At 65.9% G+C, this 16,583-nt stretch carries 15 protein-coding genes and 1 tRNA gene; 13 read left to right on the top strand and 3 right to left on the bottom strand.

All coding sequences use genetic code 11. From position 1 onward, the window contains the following. The 6 genes from ACW2Q0_RS29790 to ACW2Q0_RS29765 form a co-directional block, all read left to right on the top strand. A partial coding sequence (locus ACW2Q0_RS29790) for a DNA cytosine methyltransferase (protein WP_457194248.1) occupies positions 1–516 on the top strand: 516 nt, incomplete at its 5' end. Beyond that, entirely contained in the window at positions 513–758 is a 246-nt protein-coding gene (locus ACW2Q0_RS29785; protein ID WP_457194247.1) for a hypothetical protein, read from the top strand. The genes ACW2Q0_RS29790 and ACW2Q0_RS29785, both read left to right, overlap by 4 nt. Then, complete coding sequence (locus tag ACW2Q0_RS29780) at positions 755–1,372, top strand: hypothetical protein (RefSeq protein WP_457194246.1); 618 nt, start codon at positions 755–757, stop codon at positions 1,370–1,372. Before ACW2Q0_RS29785 ends, ACW2Q0_RS29780 begins: the two co-directional genes overlap by 4 nt. Then, positions 1,369–3,111 (top strand): replication initiator, encoded by a 1,743-nt coding sequence (locus ACW2Q0_RS29775; RefSeq protein ID WP_457194245.1) that lies wholly within the window; start codon positions 1,369–1,371, stop codon positions 3,109–3,111. Before ACW2Q0_RS29780 ends, ACW2Q0_RS29775 begins: the two co-directional genes overlap by 4 nt. A gap of 12 nt (positions 3,112–3,123) precedes the next feature. Then, positions 3,124–3,300: an excisionase gene (locus ACW2Q0_RS29770; protein WP_457194244.1), complete on the top strand. Its 177-nt coding sequence runs from the start codon at positions 3,124–3,126 to the stop codon at positions 3,298–3,300. Positions 3,301–3,332: 32 nt separating this feature from the next. After that, positions 3,333–4,496 (top strand): tyrosine-type recombinase/integrase, encoded by a 1,164-nt coding sequence (locus ACW2Q0_RS29765; protein WP_457194243.1) that lies wholly within the window; start codon positions 3,333–3,335, stop codon positions 4,494–4,496. Between the two features lie 60 nt (positions 4,497–4,556). On the opposite strand, the gene ACW2Q0_RS29760 is transcribed toward ACW2Q0_RS29765, so the two are convergent. From ACW2Q0_RS29760 to ACW2Q0_RS29750, 3 genes are all read right to left on the bottom strand, one after another. Next, a tRNA-Arg gene (locus ACW2Q0_RS29760) sits at positions 4,557–4,629 on the bottom strand. Positions 4,630–4,758: 129 nt separating this feature from the next. Continuing rightward, on the bottom strand, positions 4,759–5,475 hold the full coding sequence (locus tag ACW2Q0_RS29755) for a DUF305 domain-containing protein (protein WP_457194242.1): 717 nt from the start codon (positions 5,473–5,475) through the stop codon (positions 4,759–4,761). Positions 5,476–5,481: 6 nt separating this feature from the next. Next, positions 5,482–6,390, bottom strand: coding sequence for a DUF3105 domain-containing protein (locus tag ACW2Q0_RS29750; RefSeq protein ID WP_457194241.1), 909 nt, complete (start codon positions 6,388–6,390; stop codon positions 5,482–5,484). Between the two features lie 112 nt (positions 6,391–6,502). Between ACW2Q0_RS29750 and argS the strand changes: the two genes are divergently transcribed. From argS to rpmE, 7 genes are all read left to right on the top strand, one after another. Further along, positions 6,503–8,161 carry an arginine--tRNA ligase gene (argS, locus tag ACW2Q0_RS29745; RefSeq protein WP_457194240.1) on the top strand — a complete coding sequence of 553 codons (1,659 nt, stop codon included), beginning with the start codon at positions 6,503–6,505 and terminating at the stop codon, positions 8,159–8,161. After that, positions 8,161–9,579 (top strand): diaminopimelate decarboxylase, encoded by a 1,419-nt coding sequence (gene lysA / locus ACW2Q0_RS29740; RefSeq protein WP_457194239.1) that lies wholly within the window; start codon positions 8,161–8,163, stop codon positions 9,577–9,579. Before argS ends, lysA begins: the two co-directional genes overlap by 1 nt. Beyond that, on the top strand, positions 9,576–10,985 hold the full coding sequence (locus ACW2Q0_RS29735; RefSeq protein ID WP_457194238.1) for a homoserine dehydrogenase: 1,410 nt from the start codon (positions 9,576–9,578) through the stop codon (positions 10,983–10,985). The genes lysA and ACW2Q0_RS29735 overlap by 4 nt, the downstream gene beginning before the upstream one ends. Before the next feature lie 23 nt (positions 10,986–11,008). Beyond that, on the top strand, positions 11,009–12,130 hold the full coding sequence (gene thrC / locus ACW2Q0_RS29730) for a threonine synthase (RefSeq protein WP_457194249.1): 1,122 nt from the start codon (positions 11,009–11,011) through the stop codon (positions 12,128–12,130). Between the two features lie 25 nt (positions 12,131–12,155). Then, complete coding sequence (gene thrB, locus ACW2Q0_RS29725; RefSeq protein ID WP_457194237.1) at positions 12,156–13,112, top strand: homoserine kinase; 957 nt, start codon at positions 12,156–12,158, stop codon at positions 13,110–13,112. A 337-nt stretch (positions 13,113–13,449) separates the two neighbouring features. Further along, positions 13,450–15,558, top strand: a complete 2,109-nt coding sequence (gene rho, locus ACW2Q0_RS29720) for a transcription termination factor Rho (RefSeq protein ID WP_457194236.1) — start codon at positions 13,450–13,452, stop codon at positions 15,556–15,558. Between the two features lie 773 nt (positions 15,559–16,331). Beyond that, entirely contained in the window at positions 16,332–16,562 is a 231-nt protein-coding gene (gene rpmE, locus ACW2Q0_RS29715) for a 50S ribosomal protein L31 (protein ID WP_062982643.1), read from the top strand. Positions 16,563–16,583: the final 21 nt, after the last annotated feature.

Below are 16,583 nucleotides of genomic sequence, written 5' to 3'. Positions count from 1 at the left end.
GCCGACCCCATGCCCACCCGCACGACCAGGGAGGCCGACGGGCTGCTTGTCCCGGTAGAGGGCCGTGTCGGGGTGTATGCGCGCAGTACCGCTGACCCGGTACGCACGATGACCACCCGTAATGAAACCGCGCTGCTGGTGCCCTACTACGGCAATGGCAGCGCCCGCACCGCTCAGGAACCGCACGGCACCGCCACCACCCGCGACCGGTACGCCCTGGTCGTGCCGCTGCGCAACCACAACACGACCAAATCGGTTCACGAACCGCTCGACACCATCGCCGCCGCTGGCACACATCACGGGCTCACCATCCCCGCACCGGTAGTGGAGGACTGCGAGTTCCGGATGCTCGAACCCACCGAGATCGCCCGCGCGATGGCCTTCCACCAGCACTACGTGATCCTCGGTAACCGCCGTGAACAGGTCCGCCAAGCCGGAAACGCCGTCACCCCACCCGCGGCGCGTGACCTGGTCTCAGCGGTCGCCGAAGCACTCGGCCACCAGGTGGCGGCGTGAGTACCCGCAAGCCGGTGCAGTGGGGCGTCAAGGTCGGTCGCAGTGTCCGGCACCTGCCGAACATCAGCAACATCACCCAAGCCCTGTTGATTGCCGACAAGATCGCTTGTGGTGGTCAGAGCGCGAAACATCTTGTCGTGTACCGGCATTCAGATAGTGAGATGTGGCGGTCCTGGATCGGCGACCGCGAACAACCCACCCAGCTCACCCTCGATCTCTCCGGCCAGGAGGCCGCATCATGACCACGAAAACAACCAACCCGAACGGCCTGGACGTGTTCGACCGGATCGCGGTGGGCCTGCTGAATACGGTGTGGGCGGTCACTGCCTGGACGGTGTTGTTCCCGATGATCTCGATCCCGCTCGCGTCCGCTGTGCTCGCTGGTGTGCTGCTCGGCTGGCCCGCCGGCGTCGTGGTGGTCGGGATATCCGCAGCGGGGATCATGCTCTGGCGGCGTAGTCGTCCGGAGATGTTCGAGCGGTGGGTGACCCGGCGGGCACGGACCCGGTTCCTGACCTGGTTCCGGTATCGGCGCCGCTGGGTGAAACTACTCACCGCCTGCCACCTCTCGGTCACCTACGACGACGGCACCCTCGTACCGCGGCTGATCAGTGTCGAGGTCGGGGAGAGCGTCGATCGGTTGCGAGTGAGGATGCTGGCCGGTCAATGCCCCGACGACTACGAAAACCGTGTCACCCACCTCGCGCACGCCTTCGGTGCCCAGCAATGCCGCGCAACAATCGTCGCCCCAGCAACCGTGGAACTGACATTCCGGCACCGGGATTCACTGGCCGAAACCATCACCCTGCCCCCGACACAGGTGGAATGGCTCTGGGATCAGAAGGAAGCAGCGTGACCGCAACCCAGGCTATCGGTTCCGTCCCGGTCGGTGCTGTCGCGCCGAATCGTCAGACCGCCGCCGAACGTCGTGCGATGCCGGACCTTCGCGATATCGCGGAATCGGTCGCTCAGGAACAGGGCGTCTGTGCTCGTGTGGTGCCGATGCGGGCGTTCGACACGAACACCGGCCGTGTCTCCTATGTCGGTGCTCCGTGCAAGGCCACGGTGGCGTCGACGTGCCCGGCGTGCGCGAAGGCGAACAAGTATGTGCGGGTGACCCAGCTGCGGGAGGGTTGGTGCGCGGAACACGAACCCGTGCATCCGGAACCGGTCGTGACTCGCGACCAGGCCGAGGTGTTGGCCGCTCGTGCCGAGTTGTTCAGCAACTACCACGACGCTCGCCGCGACGGGGACACCGAACTCGCCGAAGCGGTCAAGACCCTGGTGGCTGACCTGGATGTCGAGCTGCGGGAACTCGGTGTGCGGGGCCGTCTCCCGTCGCTGGACCCGACACCGCGTCGTCGAGCGAAGTCGACCAGGCGGCGGGATGATCTGCCGGACCTGCCGCGTAAGAAGGTCGCCCGCACGACGGTCGGCACCGCCTACGCCAACGGCAAATATCGGCCCTCGACGTTCTTCACGCTGACGGTGGATTCCTATGGGCATATCAACCGGGTGCGTGACGAGGAGACCGGCAAGGTGGTCTCCGACGGTTCACCCCGTGACCCGGACTCCTACGACTACGCGCGCGCTGCTCGCGACATCATGCACGTCAAGCGGTTGTTCGATCACTGGGTCATCAACCTGCGTCGCGCTGTGGGCTGGAATGTGCAGTACTTCGGCACCGTCGAACCACAGAAACGCGGCGCCCCCCACATCCACCTCGCGATCCGGGGCTCGATCCCCACCAAACTCCTGTACGCGGTGACCGCGGCGACCTACCGCAGCACATGGTGGCCGCACTTCGACCCCGAGAACGAGGTGTATTCCGGCGACCATATGCCGGTCTGGGACCACCGGGTGGGCACGTTCGTGGACCCGAATACCGGGCGGGCGTTGACCTACTGGGACGACGCGCTGGACATCATCGATTCCGTCGATGACATCGAACCCGCGCACACGATGCGGTTCGGGGGCCAGTGCAAACCGGTCCAAATCCTGGCGGGCACACCGGAGATGGATCGTAAGGTCGCCTATCTGACCAAGTACCTGACCAAGTCCGTGACCGAGGTGCTGGAGTCTGACAGTCCGCGCGTGAACCGCCACTATGACCGGTTGCACGAAGAACTGCAACGCACCCCCTGCTCGGAGAAATGCGCTGTGTGGCTGCGCTACGGCATCGTCCCCAAGGGCGCCACCGAGAAGACCCAACCGGGCCGCTGCCGGGGCAAGAATCATCGCCGTGACCTGATCGGCGTCCCCGGAAAACGCTGCGTGTCCTCCGGTGGCTGGACCGGTAAGACGATTCCCGACCACAAGGCCGAACGGATGGAATTCGTCCGCAAGGAACTGGCCGCTATCGGGATCTTCCCGCCGGATGCCTCGCACCTGCGGATCACTCCGGTCGGTCCGGGTGACCGGGACGCGCCGCCACGTTCGCACTTGATCATGGCGTTGGTATCGGCCCGGATCAGTCAGCGCGCGCAATACACGATGGCCCGCCTCGTGAACGACGAAGGACCACCAGACGGCGGCGGATCACATGAAACCGTTGTGCCACAACAGAATTCATTCACCAACCATTTGGCAGCATAGGGGGAGCCCGTCATGTCCAGATTGCTCAACGAAACCGAAGTCCGCAAGCTGATCCCGATCGGACACAGCAAGTACTACGAACTCATCGGCACCGGCCAACTGCGCTCGGTCAAGATCGGCCGTCGACGCTTCGTCACCGAGCAGGCGGTGGCCGACTACATCTCCGGTCTCGACCAGGCGGCGGCATGAGTCGTCAGCAATTGCCGCCGCAGATTACGAAAGTGACTGTGACAGAACGGCAATCGGGAAAGGAGGTGGTGCGGTACCAAGTTCGTGCCGATGCGGGCATCGATCCGGAGACCGGGAAGCGGCACCAGGTGCGGCGACGGTTCCGGACGGAGAAGGAAGCTCGGGCGGCACTGGCGCGGTTCCTGGCTGAGGCTGCATCGGGGAGCTTCGTGCCGCGCAAGGATGTCACGGTCGAAGAGGTGTGCGGCGACTGGTTGGACAGCCTGCACTGGGCTCGACAGACGACGCTGGCAGGGTATCGGTACAACTTGGCTCCGCTGCGGGAACGGCATGGTGGGTTGCCGGTGCAGAAGCTGACGCGCAAGCACCTGGATGACTTGGTGTCGGCGCTCAAGCAGGGAGGCACCGAGACGGCGCAGGGGAGGCGTCGTCGGCCGTGGGCGGCTCGGTCGCTGAAACGGACGATTGAGACGACTTCGATGGTGCTGGACTATGCGATCGAACGGAAATTGCTGTCGCACAACGTTGCACGGGCTATCAAGCCGAAGGCTGGCCGCAAGCGGAAGGTGGTCACCTACACACCGGCCGAGGTCTCGAAGGTGCTGGCGAGTCTGGAGAACGATCGGGACGGGCACCTGTGGTTTCTGGCGCTGTGCGGGCTGCGGCGTAGTGAACTGGGCGGGCTGCGGTGGAGTGGTGTCGATCTGGAGCGCAAGACGTTGGTGGTGCACATCGGTCGTGCCTCGGCGGGCGGGAAGGCGGTGGAGGACGACCCGAAGACCGAGGCGTCGGAGCGCACACTACCGATGGACATTGAGATGGTGGAGGTTCTGCGGCGGGCTCGTCGTCGCCAATTGGCGGACCGGTTGCAGCTGGGGGAGGGGTATCGAGACGGGGATTACGTGGCCTGCAACGAGGACGGCACCCCGTACCACCCGGACACGTTGACCCATCGGTGGGCGAAGGCGGTCAAGCGGGCCGGTGTCCGGCATATCCGGCTTCATGATGCTCGTCACACCTGCGGCACGACGATGCATCTCCGGAAGGTGCCGATGGCGGTCATAGCGGCGTGGCTGGGGCACGCGGATGCCAGTGTCACGGCGAGGATCTACACCCATTCGCAGGACGATGCGTTGCGTGCGGCGGCGGCGACTTTGGGTGAGGTTGTGTCATCGCGTGTCATCGACGCGGGCTGATTGTGTAGACGAGAAAGGCTCCGATCAGTGTTCGTACTGGTACGGAGCCTTTGTCATGCGTGCCCTCGGCAGGATTCGAACCTGCGGCCTTCTGCTCCGGAGGCAGACGCTCTATCCCCTGAGCTACGAGGGCGGGATAGTTCTCGAACGGTACCGGTTGAGGCGGCCGATCGGGCGGGGCCAAGCGTATCGCATTGCGGGGCGTCCGCCAAAAAGTGTGTCGGGCCGGGGAGTTTCGGTGCTCCGGGCCCGATACGGTGGATCAGTTCTGCGGCAGTGGTGTCGCGTTGCGGGCGGTCAGCATGGTGGTGATCAGTTGGGCTTCGCCCTGTTGGGTGGTTGCCATGGTGGATGCCAGGGTGCGCACCGCGGTGGTTTCGGCGTGCTGGGCGGCGTATTGGATCATGGCGAGTCCGCCTTGGTGGTGGCGCAGCATCAGCTGCAGGAACATTCTGTCCAGGGCGGGGCCGGTGGCCTGGCGCAACGTGGTCAGTTCCGCGGTGGTCGCCATGCCGGGCATGGACGCCGATGGGCCGGCGGGCATCGGGTGGTCGGCGCCGGAATGCGAATGGCCCGACTGTTCAGTCATCCAGCCCATATAGCCGTCGACATTCTGATTCGGCTTACCCCACATCTGCAGCCAGCCCTGCAGCCGGCCGATCTGCCCCTGCTGGGTGGTCAGAATGTCGTAGGCCAGTCGGCGGACATCGTTGTCGGTGGAACCGATGAGCGCGATACCGGCCATCTCGACGGCCTGCGCGTGGTGGGCGGACATGTCCTGGCTGAAGCCGATATCGACCGCACCGGGATCGGGTTCGCTATTACCGTCCAGCGGCAGCCGGACCAGCACGCCGACCGCGAAGCCGATCAGCAGAATGCCGATCGCGCCGAGCACCAGCAGTGGCGTGCGCTGCCGCCGTGCCTGCGCACCCAAACCCGTGGAATCGGTGGCTACATCCGGCTCGATTTCGGTATCCATCGGCAGCTACTGCCCTTCCGCCGGTTGGGTCGGAATCCCGGTGGGCACACCGGGGATGTTCGGCACGCCCGGAATGTTCGGCATACCGGGCAGACCACCCGAGGCGCCGCCGAGTTCGGTCTGGTCCTGGGCCAAACCCTTACCGTCCATCGGCACCGCATCCGGCCCGGGCGGCGTCGGATCGTACGGTGTCGGGTTGTTCGCGTCGAACGCCGGATTCGAGCAGCTCGCGTTGACCTCGGGGTAGGTGTACGGGTTCTCGCGCAGGGCAGTGATGAACTGGTTGACCCGCTTGTCGTCGGCGCTGTCCAGCTTCAGCTGGTGCCCCCAGGACTGCAGCGTCACCGCCGATGACAGACCGGGGAACGGTGACATCAACGTGAACGGCTTACCTTCGACCTTCTGCTTCAGCGTGTCGATGCCCGCCGCGTCGATCTTGTCGGGGTTGTAGGTGATCCACACCGCACCGTGCTCGAGCGAATGCACCGCGTTCTCCACCCGGATCGGCTTGCTGTAGACCACACCCATGCAGTTCGCCCACACCTGATCGTGCGGACCACCGAACGGCGGGGTCTGGTCGTAGGCGACGCGCTGGGTGCCCGCGACATGCAGGCCCGCCGGGTAGTCCTTCTTGGTCACCCCGGTGATCTGATCCGACGGATCCTTCTTCTGCGCGCTGGGCGTGAATTTCTCGAGCTCGGCCTTGTCCCGATACTTCGGCACCAGGCTGAACGCGAGCGCACCGATCAATGCGATGATCACTGTGGCGGCCCCGATGACCAACCAGGGGATCTGGCGCTTCTTCAACGGGCCCTTGCCCATCGGAACCTTGCCGCCGCCCTTTTTCCGCGACGGTGCGACCTTCTCCGCGGCCCGGACGGCCTTGGCCGATTTGGCGCTCGTGCTGCTCGGCATAGCTCGCTGTGCTCTTTCCACGTATTGATCCACGGTGCTGGGTGGTTGCGGAGGGCTCCGCCGAGGTGCCCACTCGAGGCGTACACCTGCCCAGACCATAGGATAGAGACTCGTGACTCCAGCTGACCTTGCAGATCTCCTTCGCGCGACCGCGGCGAAGGTGCTTGTCGAACGTGGACTGGACCCTGCGGTCCTGCCCGACGAGGTCAACGTGGAGCGCCCCCGTAATCCGGAACATGGCGACTATGCCACGAATGTGGCCATGCAGGTAGGTAAGAAGGCCGGAACGAATCCGCGCGAGTTGGCGACGTGGCTGGCCGCGGCGCTGGCCGATGCGGACGGCATCGATACCGCCGAGGTGGCCGGTCCCGGCTTCCTCAACATCCGGCTCGCCGCCTCCGCGCAGGGCGCGATCCTGCAACAGGTATTGACCGCCGGCGCGGCCTACGGCACCTCCGACACCCTGAAGGGCGCCCGGATCAATCTGGAATTCGTGTCGGCCAATCCGACCGGTCCGGTACATCTCGGCGGCACCCGCTGGGCCTCCGTCGGTGATGCGCTCGGCCGCATTCTGGCCGCACAGGGCGCCGACGTAACCCGCGAGTACTACTTCAACGACCATGGCGCGCAAATCGACCGCTTCGCCAAATCCCTGGTCGCCGCCGCCACCGGCGCGCCGACCCCGGAGAACGGCTACGCGGGTGAATATATCGGCGAGATCGCCGCCAAGATCGTGGCCGCGCATCCGGAGGCGCCGACCCTGCCGGAAAGCGAGCAGCTCGAACTGTTCCGCGCCGCGGGCGTCGAATTGATGTTCGCCCATATCAAAGAATCGCTGCACGAATTCGGCACCGATTTCGACGTGTATTTCAACGAGAGTTCGCTATTCGAATCCGGTGCGGTCGAACAGGCCGTCACCAAGCTCAAGGATTCCGGCGACCTCTACGAAAAGGACGGGGCCTGGTGGATCGCCAGCTCCGAATACGGTGACGATCAGGACCGCGTCGTCCTCAAGAGCGACGGCAATGCCGCCTATATCGCCGGTGATATCGCCTACTTCCAGAACAAGCGCTCGCGCGGCTTCGACCTGTGCATTTACATGCTCGGTGCGGACCATCACGGCTATATCGGCCGGTTGAAGGCCGCGGCAGCCGCCTTCGGCGACGATCCGGCCACCGTCGAGGTGCTCATCGGGCAGATGGTGAATCTCGTCAAAGACGGTGTGGCCGTGCGGATGTCCAAGCGTGCGGGCACTGTGGTGACCCTCGACGATCTGGTCGAGGCCATCGGTGTCGATGCCTCTCGGTATTCGCTGGTGCGCAGCTCGGTGAACTCGAGCATCGATATCGACCTGAACCTGTGGACCAGCCAGAGCAACGAAAACCCGGTCTACTATGTGCAATACGCGCACGCTAGGACCGCGTCCATCGCGCGCAACGCGGCCGAATTCGAATATGACACGGTAACACCGGATTTCGGTCTGCTCACCGCCGATGAAGAGGGTGAGCTCATCCGCACCATCGGCGAGTACCCGCGCACCGTCGCCAGCGCCGCGAGTCTGCGTGAACCGCACCGCCTCGCCCGGTATCTGGAGGAATTGGCCGGCACCTATCACCGGTTCCAGACCAATAAAAACTTGCGCGTACTGCCCCTCGGCGACGAATCCGTCACGCCGACCAATGCCGCCAGGCTGGCCCTGGCCAATGCCACCCGTCAAGTGCTGAGCAATGGCCTCGGCCTGCTCGGCGTGAATGCACCGGAGCGAATGTGATGAGTGTCCACCCTGCCGGTCCTCGGCACGCCGAATTCCCGCACGCCCCCAGCCTCGCACAGCGTCCGAGCGATCCGCGGCAGATGATCGATCTGCCCGCGAATGTGTGGCCGCGCAACGCTTCTCGCGATGCCGATGGCGTCGTGCGGTTGGCCGGTGTGCCGGTATCCGAACTCGCCGAGCAGTTCGGCACCCCGCTGTTCGTGATCGACGAGGACGACTTCCGTTCGCGTTGCCGCGATATGGTCGCCGCCTTCGGCTCGGACGCGCGAGTTCACTACGCCTCCAAGGCATTCCTGTGCGGTGAGATCGCCCGCTGGATTCGCGACGAGGGCCTGTCCCTGGACGTCTGCTCCGGCGGCGAACTGGCCATCGCATTGCACGCGGGCTTCCCGGCGAACCGAATCGCATTGCACGGCAACAACAAATCGGCCGCCGAGCTGGCCGCGGCGGTCGAGGCGGGTGTCGGTCATGTAGTGGTCGATTCGCTCATCGAGATCGAGCGTCTGGAGGCCATCGCGGGCCGCGCGGGAGTCGTCCAGGATGTGCTCGTCCGCGTCACCGTCGGCGTGGAAGCCCATACCCACGAATACATTTCGACCGCGCACGAGGATCAGAAGTTCGGCTTCTCGATCGCGGGCGGCGATGCCATGGAGGCGCTCGCACGCGTCTTCGAGGCCGATAATCTCCGGCTCGTCGGGCTGCACAGTCATATCGGTTCGCAGATCTTCGAGATCGATGGATTCGAGATCGCCGCGCGCCGCATGCTCGGCCTGTTGCGTGAGGCCGTCGACAAGTTCGGCATCGAGCGCACCGCGCAGATCGCCACGCTGGATCTCGGTGGCGGACTTGGTATTTCGTACCTGTCCAATGACGATCCGCCGCCGCTCGACGAATTCGCGGCGAGCCTATGCAAGCTCGTCGCCAATGAGGCGCGTCGCGCCGGACTGCCCGAGCCGAAGATCGCCGTCGAACCCGGCCGCGCCATCGCGGGACCAGGCACTGTCACCCTCTACGAAGTCGGCACCATCAAGGACGTCTCGCTCGACGGCGGTCTGCACAGGCGCTATGTCAGCGTGGACGGTGGCATGAGCGACAACATCCGTCCCGCGCTGTATCAGGCCGACTACGACTGCCGCTTGGTCTCGCGCTCCTCCGACGCCGCGCCCGTGGTCGCCCGGGTCGTCGGAAAGCATTGCGAGAGTGGGGATATCGTCATCCGCGATGCGTGGATGCCCGCCGATGTCGGCCCCGGTGATCTGGTCGCCGTCGCCGCGACCGGTGCGTACTGCTACTCGATGTCCAGCCGGTACAACCAGCTGACGCGTCCGGCGGTCGTCGCGGTGCGAGACGGTGTGCCACGACTCATTCTGCGCCGGGAAACGGTGGCGGATCTGCTCAGCCTGGAGGTGCAATGAACTCAGTATCGCGTAGCGATTCCATCGGGGGTGGTGGCCGGGTGACGGGTGGGCCCGCTGCCGCGAAGTTCGGCGTATGGGCAACCGATCGTCCGATCGGAGTCGCGGTCCTCGGGATGGGCAATGTCGGTACCGAGGTGGTCCGCATGCTGCGCGATCATGCCGATGACTTGCGTGCGCGCGTCGGCGCGCCGTTGGTGCTGCGCGGTGTCGCCGTGCGCAATCTCGACGCCGACCGTGGTATCTCGGCCGAACTGCTGACCACCGATGCCGACGCGCTGGTCGCCCGCGACGATGTCGATCTGGTGGTCGAGGTCATCGGCGGTATCGATCCGGCCCGCCGCCTCATCCTGGCCGCACTCAACGCGGGCAAATCCGTGGTGACCGCCAATAAGGCCCTGCTGGCCGATTACACCGGCGAACTCGCGGCCGCTGCCGAGCGCAATCGCGCGGATCTGTATTTCGAGGCCGCCGTCGCGGGCGCGATCCCGGTGGTGCGTCCGCTGATCCAGTCGCTGTCCGGTGACCGGGTGAACAAGGTCGTCGGCATCGTCAACGGCACCACCAACTTCATCCTCTCCGCCATGGACGAGACCGGCGCCGACTACGGGGTCACCCTCGAAGAGGCCACTCGCCTCGGCTACGCGGAGGCCGATCCGACCGCCGACGTGGAGGGCTACGACGCCGCCGCCAAGGCCGCGATCCTGGCCTCGCTGGCCTTTCACACCCGCGTGACGGCGGCCGATGTGTACCGCGAGGGTATTTCCAAGATCACCGCCGAGGATCTCGAGACGGCCTCCGCGCTGGACTGCACGGTCAAGCTGCTGGCCATCTGCGAGCGGGTCGCCGCCGGTCCGGGCGAACCGGGTCCGGAAGAGGGCGGCAAGGAGCGCGTCTCGGTGCGCGTCTACCCGGCCCTCATCCCGCGCAAGCATCCGTTGGCCGCGGTGACCGGCGCGTTCAACGCGGTGGTCGTCGAGGCGGAGAACGCCGGTCGGCTGATGTTCTATGGGCAGGGCGCGGGCGGCGCCCCGACGGCCTCCGCGGTACTCGGCGATCTGGTGATGGCGGCGCGCAATAAGTTCTTCGGTGGACGTGCTCCGGGCGAGTCGGTTTATGCTGAGCTACCGATCGCGCCGATCGGCGATACGCCCACGCGTTACCACGTGAACCTGCAGGTCGCGGACCGACCTGGGGTGCTGGCCAAGGTGGCGGGCGAATTCGCCAACCACGAGGTGAGCATCTCCACGGTCCGTCAGGAAGGACACGGTCAGGGTGCGCGCCTGGTCGTGGTGACCCACCACGCTTCGGAGTCGGCGCTCGCGGACACCGTCGCCGCCTTGGCGGAAATGGAATCCGTCACATCCGTGACCAGCGTTCTGAGATTGGAAGGCACCAAAGAATGACAACTGCATCGCGCAGCGATTCGATGAGGGGTGGCGGTCAGGCGACGGGTGGGCGTACGACTGGCGTTGCGCCGCAGGCAGGGGTGCACTCCCCGTGGCCTGGCCTGATCGCCGCCTACCGCGATCGGCTGGCCGGTGCCGCCGACTGGGAGCCGGTCACCCTGTACGAGGGCGGCACCCCGCTGGTGCCCGCACCGCATCTGTCCGAGCTGACCGGATGTGATGTCTATCTCAAGGTGGAGGGCCTGAATCCGACCGGATCCTTCAAGGACCGCGGGATGACCATGGCCATTACCGACGCGAAGTACCGCGGCCAGCAGGCGGTGTTGTGCGCATCGACCGGCAACACCTCGGCGTCGGCGGCCGCCTATGCGACCCGGGCCGGGATGAGCTGCGCGGTGCTGATTCCGCAGGGCAAGATCGCCATGGGCAAGCTGGCCCAGGCCGTCATGCTCGGCGCGAAGATCATCCAGGTCGACGGCAATTTCGACGACTGTTTGGAGCTGGCGCGCAAGGTCACCGCGGAATTCCCGACCGTCGGTCTGGTGAATTCGGTGAATCCGGCCCGCATCGAGGGCCAGAAGACCGCCTCGTTCGAGATCTGCGATGTGCTCGGCAAGGCACCCGACGTGCATGCCCTTCCGGTGGGCAATGCGGGCAATATCACCGCCTACTGGCGCGGTTACCGTGAGTACTACGCCGACGGCATCACCACCGGCCTGCCGCGCATGCTCGGTGTGCAGGCCGCGGGTGCGGCGCCGCTGGTCAACGGTGCCCCGGTCAAGGAGCCGGAGACCATCGCAACCGCCATCCGGATCGGCGCGCCCGCGTCCTGGAACGGCGCGGTGGAGGCCAAGGAGCAGTCCGGTGGCGCCTTCCGCGCCGCCACCGACGAGGAGATCCTGGCGGCGTACCGGTTGGTCGCCGCGGCCGAGGGGGTTTTCGTCGAGCCCGCGTCGGCCGCCAGCATCGCCGGCCTGCTCGCCGCGCGCGCGGAGGGTTGGCTGGATTCCGGGCTGACCGTCGTGTGCACGGTGACCGGGAACGGCCTCAAGGATCCGGATATCGCGCTCGCGGGAATGCCTCAGGTACAGCCGATTCCGGTCGACCCCATCGCGGTCGCCCACGAACTCGAGCTGGCCTGAGTTGAACTCGCGCGAAGGCCAACTGATGACGAGGACGCTGCCCGCCGGTCTGTCCGTGACCGCGCGGGTGCCCGCGTCCAGTGCCAATCTCGGCCCCGGATTCGATTCGCTCGGTATGGCTTTGGGCATCTACGACGAGATCGAGGTGTGCACTACCGAATCCGGTCTCACCATCCGCGTGGAGGGTGAGGGCGCCGACGATGTGCCATGGGGCCCTTCGCATCTCGTGGTACGCGCGATCGAGCGTGGCCTGGAGGCGGCGGGCGCCTGGGCCGATGGTCTTGATGTGGTGTGCCGCAACGTGATTCCGCATTCGCGTGGTCTGGGTTCGTCGGCCTCGGCGGTGGTCGGCGGCCTCGCCGCGGGCTGCGGGCTCGCCGCGAAGCTGGACCCGGCACTGGCCATCGGCAGTGACCAATTGGTCCAGCTCGCATCGGAATTCGAAGGTCATCCGGACAATGCCGCGGCCAGTGTGCTCGGCGGAATCGTGGTGTCCTGGACCGAAACCGCCGCGGACGCGCGCAGCGACGGTGCCGCGGCACTCGATCACGGCCGCGTCTACCGTGCGGTGCGCCTGGATCCGCATCCGGCGCTGCGGCCGGTGGTGCTGATTCCGCAAGAGCGCTCATCGACCGCGCATACCCGCGGACTGTTGCCCGAGGTCGTGCCGCATGGCGATGCCGCGTTCAATGTCAGCCGCGCCGCACTCGCGGTCGTCGCGCTGACCCAACGTCCCGACCTGCTCCTGCCCGCGACCGCGGATCGTTTGCATCAGCCCCAGCGCGCGCCCGCGCTGCCGCTGACCACCGACTGGATCGCCCGGCTGCGTGCGGCTGGGATCGCGGCGATGGTATCCGGCGCCGGCCCGACCGTACTGGCCCTGGGTACCAGCGAATTGCCCGCCGAACTCCGGGAACTCGCGGCCATCGACGGGCTCCGCGTGCTCGAGCCGGGCCTCGCGGAAGGTGTCCAGGTCGACTGACGGCGCGTCTGCCTTGCCGATGTTCCAGGTTGCCAGCTATCCTGAGCACGTCCGTACATCGTGCGCATCAGACGCCGGTGCTTCATCAGGGCAATCGCTCCAGCAGGCTCGAGCCTCCAGGCCATGGGGGTGCTGCGTAGCTGCGCAACTGGAATGATCTCTCCCACCTTTCAGGAATTGGTGGCGAAGCCGCCGGTCCGGCGGGGCAGGTGATACGGCAAAAGCGCCGGTCCGAGCTGTGTGTTCGGCCCTCGCATCCGAGTCCGGCAGAACGCCCGGACTGCGGGACGAAACCCTCGAAACAGCACACGGCAGTCGAGGGAAGGAAAGGATTTCCGTGACAGATACGGACCTGCTCGCGACACCCGGGGTGAATTCCGACCCGGCTGGGGGCCGCGAAAGTGACTCCGGACAGATTTCGAAGATGAGCGAACAAACCGACGTCGCACGATCGGGGCTGACTGGAATGTTGTTGCCGCAGTTGCGCGCGCTCGCGGGGGAGCTCGGTATCCGAGGTACCTCTGGAATGCGCAAGGGCGATTTGATCGCCGCCATCAAGGAAAATCAGGCCGGAAAGTCGGCGAAGGCGGAAAAATCCGCGCGTGGCGAGGTGAAGTCCAATGCGGATGCCGCCAAGGCGGCGTCGGCGAAGGCCGAGCAGGGCACCCTCGATGTGACGCCCGCCGCTCCGGCGAAGGAGGTTTCCGCTCCGGCGAAGGAAGCCCCCGCTCCGGCGAAGGAGGCCCAGCCCAAGGACGCTCCGGCGAAACAGGCTGTCGCGAACGACGCCGTTGCCGATTCCGCGGCGCCGAATTCGGCCGAATCGAAGTCCGATGCGCAGGCCGAGGCCGCTGCGCCGGCGGAGACCACCGAGGATTCCGCTCGCGACGGTGCTCAGCGCGGCCGCGGCAGGCAGCGTCGCGGTCGCGACCAGGCCCGCGCCGCAGGCGATGCTGCCGTCGGCGATGCCCGTGGTGATGAGCCCCGGCAGGAGCAGGAGCAGGGCGAACGTCGCCGCGAGCGTAACCAGGGTGAACGCAACCAGAACGGCAGCGCTGCCGTCGGCCGTGGTGGCGATGGCGGCGGCCGTGGCGAGGCCGCCCGTGGCGATGGCGGCGGCCGCGGTGGCGATGGCGGCGGTCGTGGCGAGGCCGCCCGTGGCGAGGCCGGACGTGGCGGTGACGAGGACGAGGGCGGTCGCGGACGGCGGGGTCGCCGGTTCCGGGAGCGTCGTCGTGGTCGCGACCGCGAGGGTGGTGCCGGTGGCGGTGAGGCCCGTGAGCTGGAGATCCGCGAGGACGATGTTCTGCAGCCGGTCGCGGGCATTCTCGATGTGCTGGACAACTACGCCTTCGTGCGCACCTCCGGGTACCTGGCCGGACCGAACGACGTTTACGTCTCGATGAATCTGGTCCGCAAGAACGGCCTGCGTCGCGGTGACGCGATCACCGGTGCGGTGCGCGCCCCGCGCGACGGTGAGCAGAGCAACCAGCGTCAGAAGTTCGATCCGCTGGTGCGCCTGGATACGGTCAACGGCGGTGAGGTCGACGCGGCCAAGCGGCGCCCCGAATTCGCCAAGCTCACCCCGCTGTACCCGAACCAGCGCCTGCGCCTGGAGACCCAGCCGAATAAGCTGACCACGCGCGTCATCGACCTGATCATGCCGATCGGTAAGGGCCAGCGCGCCCTGATCGTCTCCCCGCCCAAGGCCGGTAAGACGACGATCATGCAGGACATCGCGAACGCCATCGCCATCAACAACCCCGAGGTCTACCTCATGGTCGTGCTGGTCGACGAGCGTCCTGAAGAGGTCACCGATATGCAGCGTTCGGTGAAGGGTGAGGTCATCGCCTCGACCTTCGACCGTCCGCCGTCAGATCACACCTCCGTCGCCGAATTGGCCATCGAGCGTGCCAAGCGCCTGGTGGAAATGGGCAAGGACGTGGTGGTGCTGCTCGATTCGATCACCCGATTGGGCCGTGCGTACAACAACTCCTCGCCTGCCTCGGGCCGCATCCTCTCCGGCGGTGTCGACTCGACGGCGCTGTACCCGCCCAAGCGGTTCCTGGGTGCGGCGCGCAATATCGAGAACGGCGGCTCGCTCACCATCATCGCGACCGCGATGGTCGAGACCGGCTCCACCGGTGACACGGTGATCTTCGAGGAGTTCAAGGGCACCGGTAACGCCGAGCTCAAGCTGGACCGCAAGATCGCGGAACGGCGCGTGTTCCCGGCCGTCGATGTCAACCCGTCCGGCACTCGTAAGGACGAGCTACTGCTCAGCCCCGACGAGGCGGCGGTGCTGCACAAACTGCGCCGCGTACTGTCCGGCCTGGATTCGCACCAGGCGATCGATCTGCTGATCGACCGCCTGAAGAAGTCCAAGAACAACCTCGAGTTCCTGATGCAGGTCAGTAAGACCGCGCCGGGCGCGCTCGACGAGTGAATGAACGGGGGCTCCGCTCAGGCGGAGTCCCCGTACTTTTTGCGCATACGTCACGACTGATTTCGTGCGCACATGGGTAACTCGTCGGGTACGTCCTGAACTGGAGTCCACTGCCTGCCGCCGGTCCGCAACGGGGGTTTCCACGCATGCGGCGTCCGGCAGAAGGCGCGGGGAGGCGGGGGAGCGCCCTTTCGGCGTCCGTGGGCTGAAGAATGCGAGACCGATGCCCGCCGCGCCCGCGATCATGAAGGCGAGGATGGTCGCCGTCGTCGCCGGACTTCCGGTGCTCACTGCGGTGGCAGCCGAATCATACTGTGCGGCAGTGGGTTTCGCGTACGCGTAGGTATCAGGGCTATCCGGTACAGCAAACCAGCCGACCGCGACAGTGAGAATCAACGAAACGTACACCGCCAGCGCGATGCGGCTGTTCATATGCTTCTCCTTTCTGTCTCGGCACGCCGATGTGCGCCACGGCTCAAACTCTATGAACAACGCTGTTCGCATTCATGGGTAGCGAACTACCCGAATTAAGGGTTCGGTAAGAACACGATCAACGCGCGCCGGTAGTTCAATGGGCAATAAGACTCGGGGACTACCTAGGGGGCGGGAACAAACCGGGGGCCGGGGGCGTTTTGAGAGCGTAACTGCCGCTCTGGCATACTGAGTGGTCGTTGCGTCTGCTCTGCGGAGCAGGCCTCCCGCCTAAGTCGGCTCCGGTTCACGTCCTCGCCATCTGCGCGGGCGACCCGGCGGCCAATATCGAGAGGACACCCATGAAGGCAGGAATTCACCCGGCGTATGTCGAGACCACCGTCGTCTGTGGTTGCGGCAACACCTTCCAGACTCGCAGCACCAAGGAGTCGGGACACATCACCGTCGAGGTCTGCTCGCAGTGCCACCCGTTCTACACCGGCAAGCAGAAGATCCTCGACACCGGTGGTCGTGTGGCCCGCTTCGAGGCTCGCTATGGCAAGCGTGCCGGCAAGAAGGCCGACGCAAAGTAGCTTCCTCGCCGACGCCCGGTC

The sequence above is a fragment of the Nocardia citri genome, assembly GCF_054065835.1.
This window is presented reverse-complemented; position numbering and strand designations above follow the sequence as displayed.